At 68.4% G+C, this 20,500-nt stretch carries 29 protein-coding genes; 12 read left to right on the plus strand and 17 right to left on the minus strand.

Translation table 11 applies throughout. The features are described 5' to 3' along the window. Positions 1-97 precede the first annotated feature (97 nt). Positions 98-811, minus strand: a complete 714-nt coding sequence (locus N1027_RS11270; RefSeq protein WP_259507771.1) for a GAF and ANTAR domain-containing protein — start codon at positions 809-811, stop codon at positions 98-100. Positions 812-962: 151 nt separating this feature from the next. On the opposite strand from N1027_RS11270, the gene N1027_RS11275 reads away from it, so the two are divergent. Further along, positions 963-1,151, plus strand: coding sequence for a hypothetical protein (locus N1027_RS11275; RefSeq protein WP_259507773.1), 189 nt, complete (start codon positions 963-965; stop codon positions 1,149-1,151). Here N1027_RS11275 and N1027_RS11280 read toward each other — a convergent pair. Continuing rightward, positions 1,141-1,635 (minus strand): GNAT family N-acetyltransferase, encoded by a 495-nt coding sequence (locus N1027_RS11280; protein ID WP_259507775.1) that lies wholly within the window; start codon positions 1,633-1,635, stop codon positions 1,141-1,143. The genes N1027_RS11275 and N1027_RS11280 overlap by 11 nt on opposite strands. Positions 1,636-1,711: 76 nt before the next feature. Here N1027_RS11280 and N1027_RS11285 point away from each other — a divergent pair, with 76 nt between their 5' ends. The 3 genes from N1027_RS11285 (at position 1,712) to N1027_RS11295 (ending at position 3,657) form a co-directional block, all read left to right on the plus strand. Continuing rightward, a complete protein-coding gene (locus tag N1027_RS11285) occupies positions 1,712-2,902 on the plus strand; it encodes an AI-2E family transporter (RefSeq protein ID WP_259507777.1) in 1,191 nt (396 codons plus the stop codon). Positions 2,903-2,987: 85 nt separating this feature from the next. Further along, positions 2,988-3,446: a DUF6325 family protein gene (locus tag N1027_RS11290; RefSeq protein ID WP_259507779.1), complete on the plus strand. Its 459-nt coding sequence runs from the start codon at positions 2,988-2,990 to the stop codon at positions 3,444-3,446. Positions 3,447-3,492: 46 nt separating this feature from the next. After that, a complete protein-coding gene (locus tag N1027_RS11295; RefSeq protein ID WP_259507781.1) occupies positions 3,493-3,657 on the plus strand; it encodes a hypothetical protein in 165 nt (54 codons plus the stop codon). Positions 3,658-3,706: 49 nt separating this feature from the next. Here the strand turns inward: N1027_RS11295 and N1027_RS11300 are convergent, their stop codons facing one another. From N1027_RS11300 to N1027_RS11350, 11 genes are all read right to left on the minus strand, one after another. Continuing rightward, positions 3,707-4,132, minus strand: a complete 426-nt coding sequence (locus N1027_RS11300; RefSeq protein ID WP_259507783.1) for an SHOCT domain-containing protein — start codon at positions 4,130-4,132, stop codon at positions 3,707-3,709. A gap of 130 nt (positions 4,133-4,262) precedes the next feature. Beyond that, on the minus strand, positions 4,263-4,637 hold the full coding sequence (locus N1027_RS11305) for a hypothetical protein (protein WP_259507785.1): 375 nt from the start codon (positions 4,635-4,637) through the stop codon (positions 4,263-4,265). 19 nt (positions 4,638-4,656) lie between these two features. Next, on the minus strand, positions 4,657-6,126 hold the full coding sequence (gene qcrB / locus N1027_RS11310) for a cytochrome bc1 complex cytochrome b subunit (RefSeq protein ID WP_259507787.1): 1,470 nt from the start codon (positions 6,124-6,126) through the stop codon (positions 4,657-4,659). 78 nt (positions 6,127-6,204) lie between these two features. Beyond that, positions 6,205-6,708 carry a pyridoxamine 5'-phosphate oxidase family protein gene (locus N1027_RS11315; RefSeq protein WP_259507789.1) on the minus strand — a complete coding sequence of 168 codons (504 nt, stop codon included), beginning with the start codon at positions 6,706-6,708 and terminating at the stop codon, positions 6,205-6,207. 82 nt (positions 6,709-6,790) lie between these two features. Continuing rightward, the gene (locus tag N1027_RS11320) at positions 6,791-7,003 is read right to left on the minus strand and encodes a three-helix bundle dimerization domain-containing protein (RefSeq protein ID WP_259507790.1); all 213 of its coding nucleotides are present in this window, start codon (positions 7,001-7,003) and stop codon (positions 6,791-6,793) included. A gap of 61 nt (positions 7,004-7,064) precedes the next feature. After that, positions 7,065-7,316 carry a hypothetical protein gene (locus tag N1027_RS11325; protein ID WP_259507792.1) on the minus strand — a complete coding sequence of 84 codons (252 nt, stop codon included), beginning with the start codon at positions 7,314-7,316 and terminating at the stop codon, positions 7,065-7,067. Continuing rightward, positions 7,313-7,642, minus strand: a complete 330-nt coding sequence (locus N1027_RS11330) for a DUF7882 family protein (RefSeq protein WP_259507793.1) — start codon at positions 7,640-7,642, stop codon at positions 7,313-7,315. The genes N1027_RS11325 and N1027_RS11330 overlap by 4 nt, the downstream gene beginning before the upstream one ends. 64 nt (positions 7,643-7,706) lie before the next feature. Then, on the minus strand, positions 7,707-8,042 hold the full coding sequence (locus N1027_RS11335; protein ID WP_259507794.1) for a hypothetical protein: 336 nt from the start codon (positions 8,040-8,042) through the stop codon (positions 7,707-7,709). A 105-nt stretch (positions 8,043-8,147) separates the two neighbouring features. After that, positions 8,148-8,711 carry a DUF3618 domain-containing protein gene (locus N1027_RS11340; RefSeq protein WP_259507796.1) on the minus strand — a complete coding sequence of 188 codons (564 nt, stop codon included), beginning with the start codon at positions 8,709-8,711 and terminating at the stop codon, positions 8,148-8,150. Continuing rightward, on the minus strand, positions 8,708-9,124 hold the full coding sequence (locus N1027_RS11345; protein ID WP_259507798.1) for a phage holin family protein: 417 nt from the start codon (positions 9,122-9,124) through the stop codon (positions 8,708-8,710). Before N1027_RS11345 ends, N1027_RS11340 begins: the two co-directional genes overlap by 4 nt. Continuing rightward, a complete protein-coding gene (locus N1027_RS11350; RefSeq protein ID WP_259507800.1) occupies positions 9,121-9,975 on the minus strand; it encodes a hypothetical protein in 855 nt (284 codons plus the stop codon). The genes N1027_RS11345 and N1027_RS11350 overlap by 4 nt, the downstream gene beginning before the upstream one ends. Before the next feature lie 170 nt (positions 9,976-10,145). Here N1027_RS11350 and N1027_RS11355 point away from each other — a divergent pair, with 170 nt between their 5' ends. From N1027_RS11355 to N1027_RS11375, 5 genes are all read left to right on the plus strand, one after another. Then, positions 10,146-10,934, plus strand: coding sequence for a histidine phosphatase family protein (locus tag N1027_RS11355; protein WP_259507801.1), 789 nt, complete (start codon positions 10,146-10,148; stop codon positions 10,932-10,934). Then, positions 10,918-11,865: an NAD(P)H-hydrate dehydratase gene (locus N1027_RS11360; protein WP_259507803.1), complete on the plus strand. Its 948-nt coding sequence runs from the start codon at positions 10,918-10,920 to the stop codon at positions 11,863-11,865. Before N1027_RS11355 ends, N1027_RS11360 begins: the two co-directional genes overlap by 17 nt. Positions 11,866-11,999: 134 nt before the next feature. Next, the gene (locus N1027_RS11365) at positions 12,000-13,448 is read left to right on the plus strand and encodes a phytoene desaturase family protein (protein WP_259507805.1); all 1,449 of its coding nucleotides are present in this window, start codon (positions 12,000-12,002) and stop codon (positions 13,446-13,448) included. A gap of 12 nt (positions 13,449-13,460) precedes the next feature. Further along, positions 13,461-13,910: an SRPBCC family protein gene (locus tag N1027_RS11370; protein WP_259507807.1), complete on the plus strand. Its 450-nt coding sequence runs from the start codon at positions 13,461-13,463 to the stop codon at positions 13,908-13,910. 70 nt (positions 13,911-13,980) lie between these two features. After that, entirely contained in the window at positions 13,981-14,706 is a 726-nt protein-coding gene (locus tag N1027_RS11375) for an alpha/beta fold hydrolase (protein WP_259507809.1), read from the plus strand. A gap of 58 nt (positions 14,707-14,764) precedes the next feature. Here the strand turns inward: N1027_RS11375 and N1027_RS11380 are convergent, their stop codons facing one another. After that, on the minus strand, positions 14,765-15,787 hold the full coding sequence (locus N1027_RS11380) for a redoxin domain-containing protein (protein WP_259507811.1): 1,023 nt from the start codon (positions 15,785-15,787) through the stop codon (positions 14,765-14,767). A 228-nt stretch (positions 15,788-16,015) separates the two neighbouring features. Between N1027_RS11380 and N1027_RS11385 the strand changes: the two genes are divergently transcribed. Next, positions 16,016-17,428 (plus strand): NtaA/DmoA family FMN-dependent monooxygenase, encoded by a 1,413-nt coding sequence (locus N1027_RS11385; protein ID WP_259507813.1) that lies wholly within the window; start codon positions 16,016-16,018, stop codon positions 17,426-17,428. A gap of 17 nt (positions 17,429-17,445) precedes the next feature. Here N1027_RS11385 and N1027_RS11390 read toward each other — a convergent pair whose 3' ends face one another. Next, entirely contained in the window at positions 17,446-17,715 is a 270-nt protein-coding gene (locus tag N1027_RS11390) for a hypothetical protein (RefSeq protein ID WP_259507815.1), read from the minus strand. Between the two features lie 71 nt (positions 17,716-17,786). Further along, on the minus strand, positions 17,787-18,662 hold the full coding sequence (locus N1027_RS11395) for an NmrA family NAD(P)-binding protein (protein WP_259507817.1): 876 nt from the start codon (positions 18,660-18,662) through the stop codon (positions 17,787-17,789). An 81-nt stretch (positions 18,663-18,743) separates the two neighbouring features. Between N1027_RS11395 and N1027_RS11400 the strand changes: the two genes are divergently transcribed. Continuing rightward, on the plus strand, positions 18,744-19,715 hold the full coding sequence (locus N1027_RS11400; RefSeq protein ID WP_259507819.1) for an AraC family transcriptional regulator: 972 nt from the start codon (positions 18,744-18,746) through the stop codon (positions 19,713-19,715). On the opposite strand, the gene N1027_RS11405 is transcribed toward N1027_RS11400, so the two are convergent. Next, positions 19,699-20,076 (minus strand): hypothetical protein, encoded by a 378-nt coding sequence (locus tag N1027_RS11405; RefSeq protein ID WP_259507820.1) that lies wholly within the window; start codon positions 20,074-20,076, stop codon positions 19,699-19,701. The two genes, N1027_RS11400 and N1027_RS11405, sit on opposite strands and share 17 nt — an antisense overlap. Positions 20,077-20,187: 111 nt before the next feature. Here N1027_RS11405 and N1027_RS11410 point away from each other — a divergent pair, with 111 nt between their 5' ends. Beyond that, the gene (locus tag N1027_RS11410; RefSeq protein WP_259507822.1) at positions 20,188-20,457 is read left to right on the plus strand and encodes a hypothetical protein; all 270 of its coding nucleotides are present in this window, start codon (positions 20,188-20,190) and stop codon (positions 20,455-20,457) included. Positions 20,458-20,500 lie beyond the last annotated feature (43 nt).

Genomic DNA, 20,500 nt, shown 5'->3' on the forward strand with positions numbered 1-20,500 from the left:
GGTTCTCACGCTACTCCGGAGCACCGATCCGACAAGGGGAGCCGGCTACCGAGTGGCTGGGTATCCGCTGAGGACGACCGGGCAGCCGACCGCCCGGTCAGGACCGTCGTGCCGATTCGACCACGTCGTGCGCGACGATCGACAGCATCTGTCCGCTGTTGCGGGCCCGCGCGCGGAGCAACCGGAAGGCCTCTTCCATGTCGACCCCGTCGGTGTGGGCGATCACGCCCTTCGCCTGCTCGATGATCACCCGGCTGTTCAGCGCGTGTTGCAGCTGGTCGCGGGCGACGTCGGCTTCGCGGAGCGCACGCTCCTGGAGGATTCCGATCGTGGCGACGTCAGCCAGTGCCTGGGCTGCGGCCATGTCTCGGGGGTCGGCAGGCCCGAGTTCGTCGCTGAACAGGTTCAGCGACCCGATGGTGCGGTCGCGGAGGCGCATCGGAAGGGCGTACATCGATCGGTAGCCGAGGCTTCCTGCCCGGGCCGCGAACCTCGGCCACCGGAGCGAGGTGGCGGCGATGTCGTCGACCGACACCTGGTGCCCGGTGGCATAGGCGTCGACGCAGGGCCCCTCGCCCGAGGAGAGTTGCAGCAGGCCGATCAGGTGGCTCCGCTCACTCGTCGACGCGATGACTTCGAGATTGCCGTCGTCGGCGGGCAGAAGGATGCCGGCATCCGCGACACCGAGGATTTCTGCGCTCCGCACCACCAGGGTGTGCAGCAGCTCGACGACGTCGTAATCGGCGACGAGCGTGTCAGCGAGACTCACGAAGGCCTCCGCGAGTTGCTCTTCTCGAGTCCGACGCGTCATCCCTTCAATTTACCGTCGGTCGTCGATCACGTCACGGGTCGAATCGGCGCCGACGTCGCAGGAATCGACGGTTGCACGCTGGCGAACGCGCAGTGTCGGGAGCAGGCTGGAAGATGACCCTCTCAGGGTCGTTTTCGAGAGAGGTTCCATCGTGGCCCGCAACGACATGGACGACGCCCAGAAGCGCCGCGACCAGCTGACGACAGCTCCGAAGTCGGGAAAAGCCGACGCCGACCCGCGCATCGAGGTGGTGGAGGAGGGCGACGGATCGCCCCGCCGCATCGAGATCCGCGATGACGCGGCCGTACGCCCCGGTGGCGAACCTCCGCTCACCCGGTAGCGACGATCGACTTCGAGAACCAGTGCTCCGCGTAGGGGTCGTCGTTGAAAGCCGGGACCTCCTGATAGCCGAGCCGGGCATAGAGTCGCCGAGCCTCCACCAGGTCGCGCCGGGTGTCGAGTCGTATCGTCTGGCGGCCTGAAAGGCGCGCCAGGTGCTCCAGTTCGCTCACGACGAGCGAGCCGGTGCCCGAGCCCCGGCCCGCGGGCGCGACGAAGACGCGGGTGAGCTCGGCCACGCGGGCGTCGACGAAGCGAAGCCCGCCGCATCCCATCGCGACTCCGTGCGCGTCGCGCGCGATCACGAACAAGCCGGTCTCGCCCACCAGGTCATCGCTCGGCTCATCGGCCATCGCCTGTTCGACCTCGACCGGCTCGGCGTCACGCCCGTGATAGCGCCCCACCAATTCGCCGTAGTAAAGGCGCAGAATGTCGCGGGCGTCGTCGGAGGAGGGATCGACGCGCTCGATGCGATCGGCAGTCATGGATCGAGTATGCCGACTTCGCGCGAACGCCGTGGCCGACCTCGCTGCAGGCCCTCGTCGGGTGCAAGGTGGTGAGATGAGCACCGATGATTCCTCGCCCGCCTCCGTCCCGTCGGCGCCGCAGCCCGACTCCGCGCCGCTGACCGAGCAGCCGGCGGCACCCGAACCGCCCGAGCCGCGGCCGACCCTCCGTGCGCTCCTCACCGACCGGTTGGGGGAGGTCGGCATCCGGAGCGCGCAGATCCTGCTCGGGCTCACGCTCGCCGCCGTGATCGTGTTCGGGCTGGTGCAGTTGAAGCTCGTCGTGATTCCGGTGCTGATCGCTCTGATCCTCGCGGCCGCTCTCTCGCCGGTGATCAGATGGATGCGCCGACGGGGTCTCTCGGCGATCCTGGCCACCTGGATCACCCTGATCGGCGGCATCGTGGTGTTCGGCGGCATCGTGACCCTGATCGTGATGGCCGTGCGTGGGCAGTGGGAGGAGTTGTCGAAGTCGGCGGTCGACGGCATCGACCGCATCGGCGACTTCCTGCAATCGGGCGCCCTGCCCATCGACTCGGCGCAGCTCGACGATGCGCGCGAGGCGATCAGCGGCTTCCTCACCAGCAGCCAGTTCGGCACCGGCGCACTCGCGGGCGTCTCAGCCGCCGCCGAGGTCATCACCGGTGCGTTGCTCGCCGTGGTCGTGCTGTTCTTCTTCTTGAAAGACGGCGACCGCATCTGGGCGTTCTTCCTCCGCCCCTTCACCGGCCGTCGACTCGAACGAGGTCACCGGATCGGCGCCACCGCGGTGCGCACGCTCGGGGGCTACGTGCGGGGCACGGCCATCATCGCGTTCGTCGACGCGGCCGGCATCGGCATCGGCCTGGCCATCCTGCAGGTGCCGCTCGCGCTGCCGCTGGCGGTCATCGTGTTCATCGGGGCGTTCATCCCGATCGTCGGTGCGACCGTCGCCGGCATCCTGGCCGCGCTCGTCGCGCTGGTGGCCAACGGGCCGGTCGTCGCTCTCATCGTGGTGGCGATCGTCGTGGCCGTGAATCAGCTCGAGGGCAATTTCCTGCAGCCTGTGGTGCAAGCGCGATCGCTGAAGCTGCATCCGCTCGTCATCCTGGTCGCCCTGACCGCGGGCACCATTCTCGGCGGGATCGTCGGCGCCGTGCTGTCGGTGCCCATCGCCGCCGTGGCCTGGGCCATCGTGAAGGCGTGGAATCCGCCGGCGCAACCCGCGCCTCCGTTCGCGGAGCCGTCGCAAGCAGAACGCGTCTAAGCGAGAACCAAGATCACATTCTCTGGGTGACACTGCCGAGGGGAGCGGCAGGTACCGTCGTGGCACCGAACGAGAGAAGAGTGCCATGACAGATGCAGCGTTGGATGAACTGGGCCCCGTCGACTTCATCGTCGTCGAATTCCCCGCGGGCCAGTCAAACTTCACCGGCGAGATGGCCGACGAGCTGGTGCGACTGGTCGATGCCGGTCTGATCAGGGTCGTCGACATCCTGATTCTCGCGAAGGACGACGACGGAGCCGTCGAAGCCCTCGAACTGTCCGAGGCCGGGGATCTCGGGGGTCTCGTCTCGATCGAGGCCGAACTCGCCGAACTCCTAGCCGCCGACGACGTCGCCCACCTCGCGGCCGCGATGGAACCGGGCAGTGTCGCCGGCGTGCTCGTCTACGAGAATCTCTGGAGCGCCGGATTCGCGGCCGCGGCTCGCCGGGCCGGCGGTCAGCTCATCGCGAACGGGCGCATCCCGATCCAAGCCATCATCGCGTCGATCGAAGCCGACGCCGAACTCGAAACGGCAGGTCAGTGACATGTTGGGACGACGAGCAGGACGAGTCGGAGTCATCGGGGCCCCGGTGGCCCGTGTCGCGGTCGCCGGAGCTGCGGTGGCGAGCCCCGGTCGCGCGCCGGTCGCGAAGGCGGCGGTCGTGGGCGCCGCCGTCACGCCAGGACGCTCCCCGGTGGCCAAAGCCGCCGTCGTGGGCGCTGCCGTGACCCCGGGTCGCCGCCGCCGGATCTGAGTGCGTCGGGCAGCTCAGCCGGCGGCGGCGCGGGTCACAGCGCCCTGCGTCACACCGCCGCGGGCGTCGCCGGAACCGGGGGCACCGACGAGGCAGCGGTCGTGCCGAGGGCCTTGGCCTTCAACACCTCGAACTCGGCCTGCGTGATCGCGCCCGAGTCGAGAAGGCTCTTGGCCTGCGCGACATCGTTCGCGGGGCTCGATCCAGAAACCGAGCGGATGTAGGCATCCGTGTCCGCCCGCGCTGCGCGCGCGCTCGCGGCAGAACGCTCGTTCATCCCGCGACCGCGGGCGATCAGGTAGACCAGCGCGGTCAAAAACGGCACGAAGACGAGGAACACGATCCAGACCGCTTTGGCGAAGCCGCCGAGCTTCTGATCCCGGAAGATGTCTCCGATGATGCTGAACAGCACCATGAGGTAGGCGATGAAGGCGAACGTCCAGAAGAACGTGACCATGAGGTCCCAGAAATTCATGTCGGGTAGTCCTTTCATCCGCGGCGAACCGGTGCGTCGCCTTGAAGGGAATCCTGGGGGAGCGGCGCACGGATGTCGTCATCCCAACCGGATGACCTGAAGGTGACACGGCTGGGGCAGGACGTGCGGATCAGCCGACGTCGCGGGCGCCCGTGGCTGCACGCACGATGCGCGCCAGGGCGAGGCCGGCGGCTGCCACCAGCGGAACCGCCACCACCATCAGAGCGATCGGGTTCGGCCGGAACGTCAGCCCGTCCGGTCCTCCGACGTAGGCGCCGACCGGCAGCGCGTAGCCGCCCCCGCCGCCGCCCCGGCCTTCGCCGGTGCCCGCCGGGGTCGGCCCGCCCTCGGGCGACTCGCCGGAGCCCTCGCCCGCTCCGAAGCCGAAGATGACGAGGGCGGCGGGAACGAGTTCCTGCCCACCCACCGTCGTCTTCTCGCCATAGGCCATCGTGGCACCCCAGGAGGGCACGGATTCCGCCAATTTCTCGATGAGATTCGTCATGCGTCGACGCTACGCGGATTCAGCGCTGCCCTCCAGTGAGAGCGAGCAGCCGGGCTCGGTCGGCGCCCTCGACCGGTTCGTGCACCTCGACGTATTCGCCGCCGGGCAATCGCACGATCCGCCCGGTCTCGAAGCCGTGCTCCAGGATGTCCTGATCACGCCGCTGCAATCCGATGCAGGCGCGTCGGGTGATCCAGAAGGCGACCAGAGGGCCCACCAGCAGGGTGATCTGGAAGAAGAGGATGACGCCCTCGAACGTGACCTGGAACTGCGTGGCGATGACATCGGCGCTGCCCGCGGCCCAGAGCGTGCCGTAGAACACGATTCCGGCGACTCCCACGCCGGTGCGGGTGGGCCGGCTGCGTGGCCGGTCGAGCAGGTGATGGTCGCGGTGGTCTCGGGTGATCCATTCCTCGAAGAACGGGTAGAGCACCACGGCGACGAGGAAGACCGAGACCACGGCGAGCGGGATGAGCACGGCGAGCGTCCAGGTGCGCCCCAGCCACTCGAACTCCCACCCCGGAGGTACGAGTCGCAGCGCTCCGTCGAGGAACCCGGTGTACCAGTCGGGCTGGCTGCCGGCCGAGGCGTCGCCGGGCGACGAAGGGCCGTAGGCCCAGATCGGGTTGATGGTGACCGTGGCGGAGATGAGCAGGATGACCCCGCTCACCAACGCCCCCAGGCCCACCGCGCGCACGCCGGCGTTCGGCAGGGGCACGCCCACCACGTTCTGCTCGGTGCGCCCTTGCCCGGGGAACTGCGCCGGCTTCTGCACCCACGCCGCGAACGCGCGCAGTCCGATCAGCAGGATCAGCAGCACCGGCACCACGGCGACATGAACGGGGTAGAGGTGCTCGATGATCTCGCCCGGGAACTCGCCGCCGAAGAGCAGCCCGGATGCCCAGGTGCCGATCACCGGGATGCCGAGCACGATGCCCTCGACGATGCGGAGCCCGGTGCCCGAGAGCATGTCGTCGGGCAGCGCGTAGCCGCTCCACCCACCGACGAGGCTGACGATGAGGATGAGGAAGAGAAGCACCCATTGGCCGCGACGGGGCCGTCGGAACCCGCCCGTGAAGAATGTTGCCAGAAGCTGCAGGATCAGCGCCGCCGGCAGGATCAGGGCCGCCCAGTGATGGGCCTGCCGCAGCAGCAGCCCGCCCTGCACCTCGAGCGAGAGCTCGAGCGTCGAGGCGAAGGCCTTCGACGTCTCGGCACCGGCGAGCGGCGGGTAGAGAGTCGTGCTGGAGACGGGCTCGCTCGAGGGTACGTAGAAGAACATGAGGATGAGGCCGGTCACCATGATCACCACGAGGCTGGCGACGGCGACCACGCCGAACAGGCTCGACCAGTGGTTCGGAACCATCCGGTGTCGGAGCGACGCTCGCAGGTCGCCGATGCGGTGGCCGAACACGGTGCTGTCGGTCAGGTGGACGGCGAATCGGTCGCTGAGCGATCGGCCGCCTCTCGCGTTCCTCGCTCTGCTCATCTCTCTGCCTTCCGTCACCCCTTAAGACAGAACGGAGCAGAGTTTTGTGACGCGCGCGACCGGAAGTCGCGCCGTGGGTCAGAGGTCGAGCTTCTCGTTCGTGGCGTCGAAGCTCTCGCCCGTGAGCTTGGCCTTCACGAAACTCACGACGGATGCGAGTCGCCCGCCGGGGCTGTCCCAGTACTCCGCGGAGTCGGCCGAGAACTTCAGCAGACCGACATCCGGGTCGTCGGGCCCGTTCGTGAACCAGGCTTCGACCACCGGGTTCCACAGCTCGCGCACCTTCGAGCGGTCGTCGACCAGTGCCGCCGAGCCGGAGAGCGACACCCAGTGGTCGTTGGAGCTGAGCGACACGCCCGCGTGGTCGTTCGCGTAGAGGTTCGTGGCCGGGGAGGAGGTCTTCGACACCAGGAACCACAGATCGCCGTCGAACTCCGCCTCCTGGATCGTGAGGGGATGGGCGACGAGCTTGCCCTGCGCATCCAGCGTGGTGATCATGGCGAAGCGGAAGTCTTTGATGAGGTCTGCGAGTTCGGCGCGCGCGTGGTCGGTGTCGGCGGTGGTGGTCGTGTCGTCAGTCATGCGACCGACCGTACTGCGATGGGGCCGATTCGGGGCGGCGTGCAGTGGATGCTCAGGCTGTCGACCTGCGACGTGCAGCAGCTCAGTGGCGCTTGTGCTTACGGGCCGTGATCTCCGACTTCGCGCCGTGCTCGACCAGCACCGCGATGTAGTCGCGGAGCTTCGCGTTCTGGAACGCGGCGTAGTTGGTCTCGACGATCTTTTCGAGATCCTTGCCGGGCACGTCGGGGTACTTCTTCTTCAACCGCCGGATCACGTCGTCGATGGCTTCGCGTTCGCTCTTCTTCTGGGGCATGTCGCCAGAGTTCCCGCCCGAGGTTACGAGTGCCTGTGAACCCGGCGGCCGGGGCGCTCGGTCAGACGGCGGGCGGCGAGACGGCCTCGTCGTCGCCCTCGGCATCCGGGTCGTCGATGCCCACGAGCGCGATGTCGACACCCGGGGTGATGAGCAGCTTCGTCTGCTGCGCGAGGCCCTCGCCGTAGTTCACCGTCAGCCAGGTGCGGCCGCCGGCGTCGAGTCCGGTTTCGATCTCGGCCTGCACGTCTTCGACCGATCGATGTCCGATCGAGTACGGCAGGCCGCCGTAGAACACGTTGACGCGCTTCATTCCGACACCGCCGCCACGTGATCGGCCGGTTCGTCGGGCTCCGGAACCATCTGGAGTCCCTGAGGAGAGTTCGCGGTGAGCATCAGCTGATCGACCCAGGCACGGTTGATGGTGGGCTGGCGGCCCCCGTAGAACTTGAAGGCGATCGGGATCTCGGGGTGGATCCAGATGGTCGTTCGCCCGTCGCCGCTGGCCGGGTCGTCTTTCCAGCCGAAGAAGAACGCCTCGCTGCGGCGGAGTTTTGCTCCGATCACGAGCTGGAGGTGGGCCAGCGTGCGATCGTCGAAATCGACCGTGAGGGTCGAGTCGTATGTCAGTTTTCCCATGGTCGTCCTACTGCCTCCGTTCCCTGCCACCATCCGCCTGTTGGGCGACATTGGCAAGGCCACATCAGAGATCGTCCATCCGATTCAGCTCGGCATCCGGTGCACCGTCCGACGACATCGGATGCGCCGGCTTCAGCTTCAGGGTCTCCTTGGTCAGCACGTCGACCAGCGCCGGGTCGTCGAGTTCACCGAAAGGGCTGGCCTCCGACTCGGAGACGAGTTGGCTGGCCGGCCCCACCAGGAAGTTCGCCCGCCCGACCGTGCCGTCGTCGTGCCGCACCGGGATGTCGACGGTGGCCGACTGTTCCGTCTTGGCCAGCGCTTTCGCGTACTCGAGAAGGGCCCGGGCGATCTCCGTGCCCGTGAGCAAGGAGTCACCCGCGTAGTGGATTCTGTCCATGAGTCAATTCACCCGCGATCATCGTTGTTCGGCAACTCCCGGATGCGGGCCGGGGCGTCTTTCGACACCCCGGCCCGCGTGCGATCGGCCGTGCTCATCGCGGGGTCAGGAACCGCTCACGGCGTCGCGGGCGTCCTGCGCCCCGGACTTGACCTCATCGGCTGAGGAGGTCGCCTGCTCCTTCACCGCTGCCGCGGCGTCAGTCGCGGTCTCCTTCACTGCCGCCGCGGCATCCATGGCCGGCTCGCGAAGGTTGCCCGCGACGTCGTTCGCCGCACTCCGAACCTCGTCGACGAGGGGCTGCGCCGAGTCCTTGATCGATGAGGCGAGGTCTTTCTCCTTCGAGCTGGCCGGAATGAGGGATGCGGCGAGAAGGCCGACCCCGAACGCGATCAGCCCCACAGCCAGCGGGTTGCCCTCGGCCTTCGCGACCACCTTGTGCGGAAGTTCCCCGGCCGAGCCGGCAGCCGAGCTCGCCGAATCGCGGGCGTCGTCGGCCGCACCCATGATGCGCTCTTTCACGCCGCCGACGGCTTCTTTCACCTTGTCGGTCTGGCGGTGCACGATCTTCGACGGAGTGACCTTGTCGGCCAAAGCGTCGACGTCGCTGCCGAGCTCGCGGCGGGTGTTCTCGATGTCGGCACGGATGGCATCCGGTGAGTCAGTCATCGGTTCTCCTCATTCCTTTTCAGCGTTGCGGGGATGTTCTTCAAGGTCTCGACGGTCTGGGGGGCTCCCTTGACCGTCTTCATCTGGTTGCGGCCGACGAGGAACAGGATCAGCGCGATGACGGCCCAGATCACGGCGACGATCACGCCCGACCAACCGCCGCCGATCAGGGTGCCGAGGGCCCACCAGAGGGCGATCGAGAGGAACAGGATCGCCATCATGGCGCCGTAGCCCGCTCCGCCGTAGAGACCGGCGCCCTTTCCGGCCCGGCTCGCCGACTGCTTGAGTTCGGCCTTGGCGAGTTCGACCTCCTGACGCATCAGCGTCGAGATGTCCTTCGTCACCTCGCCGAGCAGGTCTCCGAGGGAGGTGGAGGCTGCCTTCTGTTCGGAGGGTGTGGCGGAGTCGGTCACAGCCCCTGCCCTCCTCGCGATCCGCCGAGCCCGATGCCGAGGTCGTCGACGTCGTGCTCGTCGGCGACCGGGTCGGTGCCGTAGCTCGTGACCCGCTCCGCGTAGAGCGGGGTCTCGGAGCTGGTGGGCGTCGGCGAGCCGGTGGGCGTCGGCGCAGAGGCGACGGATGCGGGAACCGGTGCGGGTGCGGCAGCGGGCGCCGAGCTGGTCGCCGAGGGCGCCGCAGCGACATCCGGAGAACCGGCAGCGGCGGCGGTGGAGTCGTCCTTCGCCTCGCTGGCAAGGGCTCGGGTGAGTCGGCCGGCGAGAACGCCCGCCACAGCAGCTCCGGCGATGAAGACTCCGGGTCGGCGGCGCGCGAACGATTTCAGTTCGGTCAGGAGCGAACCGGGGTCGCGGCCCTCGAGCCAGGCGGCTGCGCCGTCGGCGCGCTGGGCGACCTGACGCACGACGTCGGATGCGACGCCGGGGTTCTCAGAAGTCGACGCCATGTCGTTGAGTTCGGCGCTGACCGAGTGGAGGCCGGATGCGACGCGTTCCTGCTGCGTGGCGGCCTGCTCTTTGAGCTCCTGCTGGGTCTGGCGCAGCAGATCTTTCGCCTGTGTCTTGGCCTCGCTCGCCACGTTCGCGGCTTCATCCTTCGCGGTGCCTGCGACGTTGCCCGCTTCGGTCTTCACGGTGTCTTTCACGTCGGCTGCCTGCTCCTTGGCGGTGTCCATCTTCTCGTGCGCGCCGCCGGTGCTGCCGCCGGTGCTTCCAGCGGAGGTGCCACCGGAGGTGCCGCCGGCAAGGTCGTCGCGGGAGGATGCGCCGAATCCGGAGGGAGGTTCGGTGGGGTAGTTGTCCGTCATGGTCATCCCTTTCGTTGAGCGGATGGCCCCACCGTGCGTCCGGTAGACGAATCGCGTTAGGGGGTAGATTCTCGGGCTGTCGTATGCAACACGGAGCGCAGGCCGGTTCCCGCGGGATGCAGGCCGGATTCGGAGGTGGCACGACGGAATGACCGGCATACGGTGGGCGTATGGGAGCCACGGAGATCTGGTTGGTGCGGCACGGCGAGAGCGTCGCGAACGTCATCGCGTCGGCGGCGCAGGAAGCGGGCGAGGAGACGATCGACGTGGGGTGGCGCGACGCCGATGTGCCGCTCTCGCCCACCGGCGAGAAGCAGGCGGTGGCGCTCGGCCGCTGGATCGCCGATCACTCCCACTACGGAGTCCCCTCGGCGGTCTGGAGCTCGTCGTATCTGCGAGCGCGCCAGACGATCGAGCTGGCCCTGGCCGAGGCGGGGCTCTCGATGCGTGCGCAAGTCGACGAGCGATTGCGCGACCGGGAGCTCGGGGTTCTCGATCTGCTCACGGCGGCGGGAGTCGAGGCCCGATTCCCGGCTGAGGCGGCGCGGCGGCGCTGGCTCGGCAAGCTCTACTATCGACCGCCCGGCGGCGAGTCGTGGGCCGACGTGGCGCTGCGGGTGAGGTCGTTCCTGCAGGACATCGACGCGGATGACGACTCCCGCACCGTTCTGGTGGTCGCCCACGACGCCGTGGTCATGCTCTTCCTCTACGTCTGTGACGAACTGAGCGAGGAGGAGCTGATCGACTTCACCCTCACCCACGTCGTGACCAATGCGTCAGTGACCCGCCTCGTGCGCCCGACGGGCAAGGGTCGCTGGCAGAGCGTGGCTTTCGCCGAGCACGGTCACCTCGATCGACTCGGAGTGGAGACCACCGAGCACCCCGGAGACACCGAGCCAGGAGACATCGAGCTTGGAGATATCGAGAAGACAGGAGGCAACGATGCCAGCGTCCACTGATCGCGCGACCGCTGAACGCGGGGACGCGGTGGTGATCACTCCCGCCCTGCTGCGTGGCTGGGGGCTGCCCGGCCCCGGCGAGTCCAAATACGACCGGGGGCAGGTCGTGGTGGTGGGCGGCGACCGTCGATCACCGGGCGCCGCACTGTTGGCCGCCGAGGCGTCTCTGCGGGTAGGTGCGGGGCGCCTGACCATCGCGCTCGCCGAGGGCGTCGCCGTCGCGGCGAGCGTCGCGTTGCCCGAGAGCGGGGTCATCGCCCTGCGTGAGACGCCCGACGGTCACATCGACGGCACGGCGATCGCCGATGCCGCCGACGATCTGACCGATGCCGATGCGGTGCTCGTCGGGCCGGGCCTCGACGACGCCGACCAGGCGCGGCTGCTGATCGATCGGCTGCCCGAGCTCGTCGACGACCGCACCGTCGTGGTGCTCGACGCCTACGCGCTCGGCGTTCTGCCCGACTCCCACGCCCGGGGTGCTTTCGCCGGGCGTCTCGTGCTCACCCCGAACCTCGGCGAGGCCTCCCGGCTGCTCGACGCCCTCGACGGTGGTGGCGACGGGAACTCCGGGAATTACGGGCACGGTGACGGCCGCCGAGACGATCCGGATGCCGACGACATCGCGCAGACCCTCGCCGAGGCCTACCGCGCCGTGGTGTCGTGTCAGGGCCGCGTCGCGCATCCGGACGGCCGCCTGTGGCGGATCGGCACAGGCCACGGCGGACTCGGTACCTCGGGCAGCGGCGACGTTCTCGCGGGCGCGATCGCCGGGCTCTGCGCCCGCGGTGCCGCGCCCGAGCAGGCGGCGGTCTGGGCAACGCACGCCCACGCGGCCGCGGGCGACCGGCTCGCCGTGTCGGTGGGCCCCCTCGGCTTCCTGGCGAGCGAACTGCTCGCCGAGTTGCCCCGCGTTCTCGTGGAGGTGGGCTGAAGCGAGTCTCGTTCGCGGAACGCGGTGCCAGTCCGGAAGGCTGGTCGACCCGAAGACGAAAGCGAGCGGATGCTGCCGATCCGGCGTAACTTGACGACGACCGGGCGTGGGTGCGGAGCAGGGAGGCAGAAGCTGTGGATGTCGCGGTCGTCGGAGCAGGCCCGAACGGTCTCGCGGCCGCCGTCACGATGGCCCGCGCCGGCCTCTCGGTGCGGGTGTACGAACGCAATTCCACGATCGGCGGCGGATCACGCACCGAAGAGCTGACCCTGCCGGGCTTCCGACATGACGTGTGCTCGGCCGTTCATCCGATGGCCCTCGCCTCCGGGTTCTTCCGGCAATTCGGGCTCGACCAGCGGATCGGCTTCGTGGTGCCGGAGATCTCCTACGGACATCCGCTCGACGACGGGCGCGCGGGAATCGCGTTCCGCGACCTCGATCGCACCGCGAGCGCCCTCGGCGCCGACGGCGCGGCCTGGCGGAGCCTCATGGAGCCGCTCGTGCGCGACGTCGACCAGGTCGCGCAGTTCGCGGGGTCGCCGCTCGTGCGCCTCCCCGCGCATCCGATCACCGCCGCCCGGTTCGGGCTCCGCTCGCTGGAGCAGGGTTCGCCGTTCTGGAACGTGCGCTTCCGGGGCGACGAGGCGCCGGCCATGCTCACCGGGGTCGCCGCCCACAGCATCCGACCGCTGCCGAGCCTGTCGACCGCGGGCGCAGGGCTGTCCTTGGGTGCGTACGCGCACGGCCGCGGCTGGCCCGTGCCGATCGGCGGCAGCCAATCCATCATCGACGCACTGGTCGCCGACCTCCTGGCCCACGATGGTGCGATCGAGACGGATGCGCCGATCACCGATCTCGACCAGGTGCGTCCCGCCCGGGCGGTGCTCCTCGACGTCTCGCCGAAGGCCCTGAGCTCGCTCGCCGGAGATCGCCTTCCCGCTCGATATCGTGCGGCGCTGGCACGGTTCCGCTACGGCAACGCGGCTGCGAAGGTCGACTTCGCCCTGAGCGGCCCAGTGCCGTGGACCAACGAACTGCTGCGCCAGGCCGGCACCGTGCACGTCGGGGGAACGCGCGCGGCGATCGCTGCCTCCGAAGCAGCGGTGGCGGCGGGCCGGCACGCCCCCGATCCGTACGTGCTGGTGGCGCAGCCGTCGCTTTTCGACGCGACCCGTGCTCCAGAAGGTTCGCACGTGCTCTGGGCCTACACGCACGTGCCGCGGTACTCCGATGTCGATCAGACCGAGGCGATCACGCGCCAGATCGAGCGCTTCGCACCGGGGTTCCGCGATCGCGTGCTCGCGTCGAGTTCACGCACCGCCGTCGACCTCGAGAACGACGACCCGAATTACATCGGCGGCGACATCGCTGCCGGCAGCGCGAGCCTGTGGCAGCTGGCGGCTCGGCCTGTGCTCTCGCTGAACCCCTGGGCCACTCCCGCCCGCGGGGTCTACCTCTGCTCGTCGTCCACTCCGCCCGGGCCGGGCGTGCACGGATTGGGTGGCTGGTACGCCGCCCGGCGAGCTCTGGCGGCGGAGTTCGGCATCACCACCCCTCCCTCTCTTTCTCCCACTCCCACCTAGATCGGACCAGCCATGTCGACCAACCACCGCCTCTTCCGCTGTTCTCCCGAGCAGGTCTTCGAGGTTCTCGCCGACGGCTGGCTGTTCCCCGTGTGGGTCGTCGGAGCCTCCCGCATGCGCGCCGTCGATGAGGCCTGGCCGGCCGAGGGGAGCGAGCTGCACCATTCCTTCGGGGTCTGGCCCGCGCTCATCGACGACTCCACTACCGTGCTCGAATGGGATCCGCCCCGCCGCATGGTGATCAAACCGGCCGGCTGGCCGATCGGTGAGGCGAAGGTCACCCTCCAGGTGAAGCCGCGCGGCGACGGCTGCGTCGTGCGCATCGACGAGCGCGCCGTGGCCGGGCCGGGGGCACTCGTGCCCGGCCCGCTCCTCGACGTGCCACTGCACTTGCGGAACATCGAAACGCTGCGGCGCCTCGCCTACATCGCGGAGGGGCGCGTCGACCGTAACGACGGATAGCCACGGCCCCGGCGCCCGGAGTAGTCTCTCAGCCAAAACCCACCCCCGATGCGCTCCAGGAGAGGTAACAATGTCCAAACCCACGATCGTCTTGGTGCACGGAGCCTGGGCCGACGGGTCCAGTTGGAACGCCGTCACGACCGAACTGCAGAGCCAGGGGTTCACCGTTCTCGTTCCACCGAACCTCTTGCACGGAGTCGTCAACGATGCCGCAACGGTGGCCTCGTTCGTGGCGCAGCACACCACCGGCCCCGTCATCGTCGGCGGCCACTCCTACGGTGGATTCGTGATCACCAACGCCCAGTTCGGTGAGAACGTCAAGGCCCTCGTCTACGTCGACGCGTTCATCCCCGACGAAGGCGAGTTCGTGTTCCAGATCCTCGGTGGTTCGGGTTCGGCCCTCGCGGTGCCCGACCCGACGACGGTGCTCGATCTGGGCACCTACCCCGGGGCACCGGAGGGAGATCTCGAGGCGTTCCTGAAGCCCGAGACCGTTCACACGGCGTTCGCCCAAGACCTTCCCGAAGCCGATCGCTGGCTGATCGCCGCCACCCAGCGGCCCATCTCGTTGAGTGCCAACACGACGCCGTCGGGGCCGCCGTCGTGGAAGGGCCGCCCGGTGTGGGCCGTCGTCGGCACCGAAGACCTCGTCATCCCGCCGGCCGTCCAGCGGTCGATGGCCGAGAGGGCCGGCGCGACCATCTCCGAGGTCTCTGCGTCGCACGTGTCGATGGTGTCGCATCCGGATGCCGCTGTCGCCGCCATCCTCGCAGCCGCCGAGAGCATCGGCGAGTAGTCACCGAGAGGCGCCGACTCCAGCCGTCATATCCCGGCTGGAGTCGGCGCGCTCGCGCTCAGCCGAACGTGAAGCAGTACCCTTCGGCGCCGCGCTCGAGGAACTCGATCTCGAACACCCGATCGGCGATCGCGCCGTGCTGGCGCACGAGCTGGTAGGTGTTCGGACTGTCGAGCACCCCGCGGCCCGCGCCGTCGACGTCGCTGCCCTGAGCGGTATCGACCGGCTGGCCGTCGAGATACACCCGGAACGGTATGGCCGGCCTCGCCGCGCTCGGAGCCATAACCAGGTTCACGTCGCGGGCGTGGAAGGCGAACGCGATCCGGCCGCCGGCCTCGTTGAGCACCGACGCGTGCCGGGTGAGGGTCCAATCGCCGGTCAGGTCCCAGGAGTTCTGCGGCAGCCGGTCGCTGCCGGTGTAGACGTGGGCCCGGTCGTAGAGCGAGGAGTTCTCCGACACGAAACCGCTGCTCTGCCCGTAGCCGAGATAGGTTTCGGGGGAGCGGAGTGTTGCCCAGTCGGCTGCCACCTCGAGCCCCGTCGTTTCGGGCGCGACGAGGCCAAGGTCGACCTCCGTGGCCCCGGCATCGACGAGCAGCTGCTGGATGGCCATCTCGGTCATGGCGTATTCGCCTTCGCCGAAATGGTGGAACCGGATGCGCCCTTCCGCATCGGCGAGGTAGACCGCCGGCCAGTAGTGGTTCGCGAAGTCCCCCCAGACGCCGTACCCGGTGTCGACCACGATCGGGAACTCCACGCCGAGCCGCCGGGCATGTTCGGTGACGTTGCCGAGATCGCCCTCGAACCCGAACTCCGGAGTGTGCACGCCCACGACGGTGAGCCCGGCGGCGGCGTACTTGGCGTGCCACGCCCTCAGGTAAGGGAGCGTGCGCAGCCAGTTGACGCAGGTGTAGGTCCAGAAGTCGACGAGAACGACGCGGCCACGGAGATCGGCCGGTGCCAGCGGCTCCGAGTTGATCCACGCTGTGGCCCGGTCGAACCCCGGGAGGCGCCCCTCGTCGGGGAGTGCACGTTCGTCGCCCGAGAGGCGGTGGGCGATCGAGCGGAAGACCCCGCTCATCGCAGCGACCGGAAGGCGAGGCGGATGGCGGTGCGTTCTTCAGTGACGGTCATGGTGCTCTCCTCGTTCGTCGGCGGGATTCGTCGGGGCAGCGGGGGCACGTCGCGGGAGAACCCGGCGCGCGCTGTGGACAAGTGAACTGGCAACATGTTGCGCCGCGTGACGCGGGCGTCGAACCCCTCCCGCGCGTGCGCCCAGACTGGAAGCACCTCGAAGCGAAGGGCCAGGATGGCAGACCAGACAGCGACCGATCGGCCGAAGCCGCTCATCGTGAACGTGTTCGAGATGAACACGCCCGGGCACATCACCCACGGCCTGTGGCGCCTCGAAGGCAACAACCGCGAGCGCTACACCGACCTGGCCTATTGGCAGGAACTCGCGACGATCGCCGAAGCCGGCGGGTTCGACGCGATCTTCCTGGCCGACGTCGTCGGCGCCTACGACGTTTATCGCGACAGTCTTGAACCGGCCGTGCGCGAGGGGCTGCAGATTCCGAACAACGACCCGCTGCTCGTCATCCCGGTGATGGCAGCGGTCACCACGCGGCTCGGCTTCGGCGTGACGTTCTCGACCAGCTACGAGCCACCGTTCGCCTTCGCCCGCCGGATGAGCACCCTCGACCACCTCACCAAGGGGCGGGTCGGCTGGAACATCGTCACCTCTTACCTGCCGAACGCGGCGCGCAACTTCGGCCTCGACGAGCAGATTCCGCACGACACCCGCTACGAGATCGCCGACGAGTTCATGGACGTCGTCTACAAGCTCTGGGAGGGCTCCTGGGACGACGACGCCGTGCTCGTCGACCGAGAAGGCGGGGTCTACACCGACCCGGCGAAGGTGCGCCCGATCGATCACGTGGGCCAACACTTCAAGGTGGCCGGGCCGCATCTGTCGGAGCCGTCGCCGCAACGGGTGCCGTTGTTGTTCCAGGCCAGTGCCTCTGCAGCGGGCATCGCATTCGCGGCAAAGCATGCGGAGGTGCTGTTCACCGCCGATCGGCCGCCCGGTTCGCTGCAACGCAACATCCAGACGATCCGGGATGCCGCGGTCGAACGAGGTCGGACCGCCGACGATCTGCGGTTCCTGGTGATGGCCACCGTCATCACGGGTCGCACCGAGGAGGAGGTCGCCGAGAAGCTCGCCCGCTACCGTGCGTTCGAGAGCCCCGAGGGCAAGTTCGTGCACCAGAGTGTTCCGTTCCGTCCGCTCGATCACCCCGCCGACATCACGGTGCGCGAGGCTCTCGAGCGAGAAGGCCGGCACGACCTGATCGAAGCCGGCGGGCTCCCGCTGAACATCACCGTCGGCCGCTACGTCGCCGCGGTCGATGAGGCGTGGGACAAGAACCAGTTCTTCGTGGCGGGAACACCCGAGGTCGTGGCCGACGAGATCGAGCGCTGGCTCGACGAGGTGGGCGTCGACGGCATCAATCTGCGCCAGTACCACTCGTTCGAGACCGTGCGCGATTTTGCGGAGCTGGTGACTCCGGTGCTCCGCCGTCGTGGGCGTCTGCGTCCGGCCGACGAACCGGGCGTCCAGAGCGCCGGTGGCGGCACCCTCCGTGAGCACCTCTACGGCACGGGTGCGCGTCTTCCCGATACCCACCCCGCGGCCCGCTACCGCGGAGGTCAGAACCTCTGACACACCGATCGATGGCGTCAGTCGGTGACGTCGATGACGACTTGGCGCCAATCGGAGTCCGACGCCACTTGCCGTGACGGCTCGACGGTGTCACCCACCCATTTGCCTTCCCGGCGACTGATGTGGGCGATCAAGGCTTCCTCTGCGTGCAGGCTGTAGCTCGGCTCGCTGTCTTCCGTGCCATCGGCTCGGATGGTGTGCTGCACTCCTTCGCGCCAGAACGTCGCTTCGCCTGACTTGGGAAGCTCGACATCATTGATCGTCGGCTGATCATCCTGATTCGTCATGCCACGCACACTATGCCTCCGGAGCCGTGGAGGCTAGACCTTCGTGGGTTGCACGCGCGGGGTGGCCGCATTCACGACTGCTCCTCGGCGTTCCACGAACCAGCGGCAGCGCTTCGGCGCGCGAACGCGTCGAACGATCCGGGTTCGCGACCCAGCGCGCGCTGCACCCCGTCGGCGAGGCTCGCGTTGCGACCGTCGAGCACGACCCGGAACAGGTAGTCGAGCAGGGTCACCACGTCGGCGGGCACGCCGTCGGCCAGTGCGGCCTGCGAATAGTCCTCGGCCGGGATCGGCACATACTCGATCGACCTGCCCGTGTGAGTCCCGACCGTCTCCACGATCTGCTGGAAGGTGAGCAGCTCGGGTCCGGTGAGCTCGTACAGTTCGCCGGAATGACGTGAGTCGACCAAGGCTGCAGCCGCGACATCCGCTATGTCCTCGGCGTCGACGAAGGGCTCGGACACGGAGCCGGCGGGAAGGAAGAGGGAGCCCTCGACGAGAGGGTCGCGCAAATAGCCTTCGGTGAAGTTCTGGAAGAACCAGGAGCACCGCACGACGCTCCATTCGACGCCCGAACAGATGACGACGTCTTCCGCATCGGCGGCCTCGGGCTCACCGCGGCCGGACAGCAGCACGATCCTCTCGACACCCGTGGCAACGAGACGGTCGGTGATCTCCTTCACCGCTTCGACGGCACCCGGCACCGCGAGGTCGGGGGAGTACGCGAGGTAGACGCGTTTCGCGCCGGAGATCGCGGCATCCCAGGTTCCGCGATCGGCCCAGTCGAACGGGATGGGGGTGGTGCGGCCGAGCGCACGCACCGGAACGCCCGTGCGACGCAAGCGCTCGGCGACGCGGCGACCGGTCTTTCCGGTGCCGCCGAGCACGAGGGTGGGGGTGGTGGTCGACGTGGGCGGATGGAGGGGGATCGACTCGATGTTTGTCATAGACCCAGTGAACCCGTACGTTGCGAGACGCAGAATGGCCGAACCTCGCAATAACATACGCAAGCGTCTAGTGTCGGCACCATGGACAGCATGAGTGCCCTCCTCGACCGGTCCCGAGCAGCCGGTGCGTTCATCCTGCGCTCGGTGCTCTCGGCCCCCTGGGCGATGCGAATCGAAGACGACGCGCCGCTCACTGTGCTCGTCCTCACCCAGGGACGAGCATGGATCGTTCCGGATGACGGTGACCCGGTGCTCGTCGAACCCGGCGACGTCGTGCTCCTCCGCGGGCCGGGCCACCGCTACACCGTCGCCGACGACCCCCTCAGTGAGATCGACGTGGTGATCGACCGACAGCAGAATCCGAGCTACCGACCTGGAGTTCAGTGGAAGTTCCTCACGGAGCTCGGCGTGCGCACCTGGGGCAACGAACCAGAGGGCTCCACGCTCATGCTCACCGGCACCTATCAGGTGCAGGGCGAGGTGAGCGAGACCCTGTTGTGTCTGCTTCCCAGCATCGTGGTGGTGCCCCTCGACGAGAGCAGCGAACCGCTGGTGCGGCTGCTCGCCGACGAGATCGCCCGCGATCGCGCCGGCCAGGAGACGGTGCTCGACCGTCTGCTCGACCTGCTGCTCATCGGGGCGGTGCGCACCTGGTTCTCCGATCCGGCCCACGACTCTGGGTGGTTCCGCGCCCAGGACGACCCCGTCGTCGGACCCGCGCTCCGCCTCCTGCACGACGACCCCGCTCACCCGTGGACCATCAGCGCACTCGCCTCCCGCGTCGGCGTCTCGCGGGCGACGTTCGCTCGCCGGTTCACCGACCTCGTCGGCCGACCGCCCATGGCCTACCTCGTCGAGTGGCGCCTCAAACTCGCCGCCGACCTGCTGCGTGAGACACGGCAGACCCTTGGCGCGGTCGCGAGTGCCGCCGGCTACGGCACGCCTTTCGCGCTCAGCGCCGCGTTTCGCCGGGAACGGGGCGAGAGCCCCCGCGACTACCGCTCACGAATGGCGCGCCACGAGGACGGGGGAGTGCCTAGTACCAGACCTTGAGCTTGCCGGCCGCCGTGTAGACCGAGGTGAGCAGTGCCGCGAAGGGCACCGCCATACGCAGGAAGTAGACCACTACGGTGACCTCGTTGAGGTCGGCCCAGAGGAACAGGAGGATGGCGATGGCGCCGGCGATCAGCGTGTTGCGGAACGGCTTGGTCCAGGTGATGCCGGGGGCCGCGAAGCCGACCGAGGCGAAGACGAGCCCGGTGTCGACGATGAACGCCCCCCAGCGGGGGTCGGTGATGTTGGGCGCGATGATCCAGAGCACGATCGCGATGATCCAGAAGAGCACGAACACGCCGCCCTTGGCCGCTCGCGGCAGCTCCTTGCGCGGGGCTTCGTACACAACAACACTCGTCACGTCGAATGCTCCTTCTTCGAGAGGTCTACTCCCAGAACTCTAGCGGTTCGGCGCTGCGGTCGCCGATTTGGCTAGGGTGTTGAAAAGACCACTTTCAGGAAGGCTCTCACCATGGCCGCACCCCAGAACCTGACACCCGACTCGCGTCAGATCCTCGATCAGATCGAGTATCACGCCACCACGCACAAGATCGGCTGGAACGATCTCGTGACCATGCTGAAGGAGGTGGCAGAGGTGGAGGAGAGCCACGGCGGCGGCAAGATCGTGGTGCGGCTCGACAACGAGCGCCTCGAGATCAGGCGCCCCGACGGCGTGCCGGTCTCCGAGGCCACGGTGCTCGAGCTCCGCCGCATGTTCAAGCACGCGGGCTGGATGGGCTGACCCGACATCTCATCATCGTGGCGGGCGTCAGGATGTTGTAACG

Source organism: Herbiconiux aconitum (genome assembly GCF_024979235.1).
Classification (GTDB): domain Bacteria; phylum Actinomycetota; class Actinomycetes; order Actinomycetales; family Microbacteriaceae; genus Herbiconiux; species Herbiconiux aconitum.

Bases quoted from the DNA above. Each gene is read 5' to 3' on its own strand.
- N1027_RS11350 (WP_259507800.1), bottom strand. From the start codon at position 9,975: ATGACGGACAACTACCCCACCGAACCTCCCTCCGGATTCGGCGCATCC.
- N1027_RS11280 (WP_259507775.1), bottom strand. From the start codon at position 1,635: ATGACTGCCGATCGCATCGAGCGCGTCGATCCCTCCTCCGACGACGCC.
- N1027_RS11395 (WP_259507817.1), bottom strand. From the start codon at position 18,662: ATGACAAACATCGAGTCGATCCCCCTCCATCCGCCCACGTCGACCACC.
- N1027_RS11300 (WP_259507783.1), bottom strand. From the start codon at position 4,132: ATGAATTTCTGGGACCTCATGGTCACGTTCTTCTGGACGTTCGCCTTC.
- N1027_RS11385 (WP_259507813.1), top strand. From the start codon at position 16,016: ATGGCAGACCAGACAGCGACCGATCGGCCGAAGCCGCTCATCGTGAAC.
- N1027_RS11270 (WP_259507771.1), bottom strand. From the start codon at position 811: ATGACGCGTCGGACTCGAGAAGAGCAACTCGCGGAGGCCTTCGTGAGT.
- N1027_RS11355 (WP_259507801.1), top strand. From the start codon at position 10,146: ATGGGAGCCACGGAGATCTGGTTGGTGCGGCACGGCGAGAGCGTCGCG.
- N1027_RS11380 (WP_259507811.1), bottom strand. From the start codon at position 15,787: ATGAGCGGGGTCTTCCGCTCGATCGCCCACCGCCTCTCGGGCGACGAA.
- N1027_RS11400 (WP_259507819.1), top strand. From the start codon at position 18,744: ATGGACAGCATGAGTGCCCTCCTCGACCGGTCCCGAGCAGCCGGTGCG.
- N1027_RS11360 (WP_259507803.1), top strand. From the start codon at position 10,918: ATGCCAGCGTCCACTGATCGCGCGACCGCTGAACGCGGGGACGCGGTG.
- N1027_RS11285 (WP_259507777.1), top strand. From the start codon at position 1,712: ATGAGCACCGATGATTCCTCGCCCGCCTCCGTCCCGTCGGCGCCGCAG.
- N1027_RS11410 (WP_259507822.1), top strand. From the start codon at position 20,188: ATGGCCGCACCCCAGAACCTGACACCCGACTCGCGTCAGATCCTCGAT.
- N1027_RS11325 (WP_259507792.1), bottom strand. From the start codon at position 7,316: ATGAAGCGCGTCAACGTGTTCTACGGCGGCCTGCCGTACTCGATCGGA.
- N1027_RS11390 (WP_259507815.1), bottom strand. From the start codon at position 17,715: ATGACGAATCAGGATGATCAGCCGACGATCAATGATGTCGAGCTTCCC.
- N1027_RS11335 (WP_259507794.1), bottom strand. From the start codon at position 8,042: ATGGACAGAATCCACTACGCGGGTGACTCCTTGCTCACGGGCACGGAG.
- N1027_RS11305 (WP_259507785.1), bottom strand. From the start codon at position 4,637: ATGACGAATCTCATCGAGAAATTGGCGGAATCCGTGCCCTCCTGGGGT.
- N1027_RS11320 (WP_259507790.1), bottom strand. From the start codon at position 7,003: ATGCCCCAGAAGAAGAGCGAACGCGAAGCCATCGACGACGTGATCCGG.
- N1027_RS11330 (WP_259507793.1), bottom strand. From the start codon at position 7,642: ATGGGAAAACTGACATACGACTCGACCCTCACGGTCGATTTCGACGAT.
- N1027_RS11315 (WP_259507789.1), bottom strand. From the start codon at position 6,708: ATGACTGACGACACGACCACCACCGCCGACACCGACCACGCGCGCGCC.
- N1027_RS11290 (WP_259507779.1), top strand. From the start codon at position 2,988: ATGACAGATGCAGCGTTGGATGAACTGGGCCCCGTCGACTTCATCGTC.
- qcrB (WP_259507787.1), bottom strand. From the start codon at position 6,126: ATGAGCAGAGCGAGGAACGCGAGAGGCGGCCGATCGCTCAGCGACCGA.
- N1027_RS11370 (WP_259507807.1), top strand. From the start codon at position 13,461: ATGTCGACCAACCACCGCCTCTTCCGCTGTTCTCCCGAGCAGGTCTTC.
- N1027_RS11340 (WP_259507796.1), bottom strand. From the start codon at position 8,711: ATGACTGACTCACCGGATGCCATCCGTGCCGACATCGAGAACACCCGC.
- N1027_RS11375 (WP_259507809.1), top strand. From the start codon at position 13,981: ATGTCCAAACCCACGATCGTCTTGGTGCACGGAGCCTGGGCCGACGGG.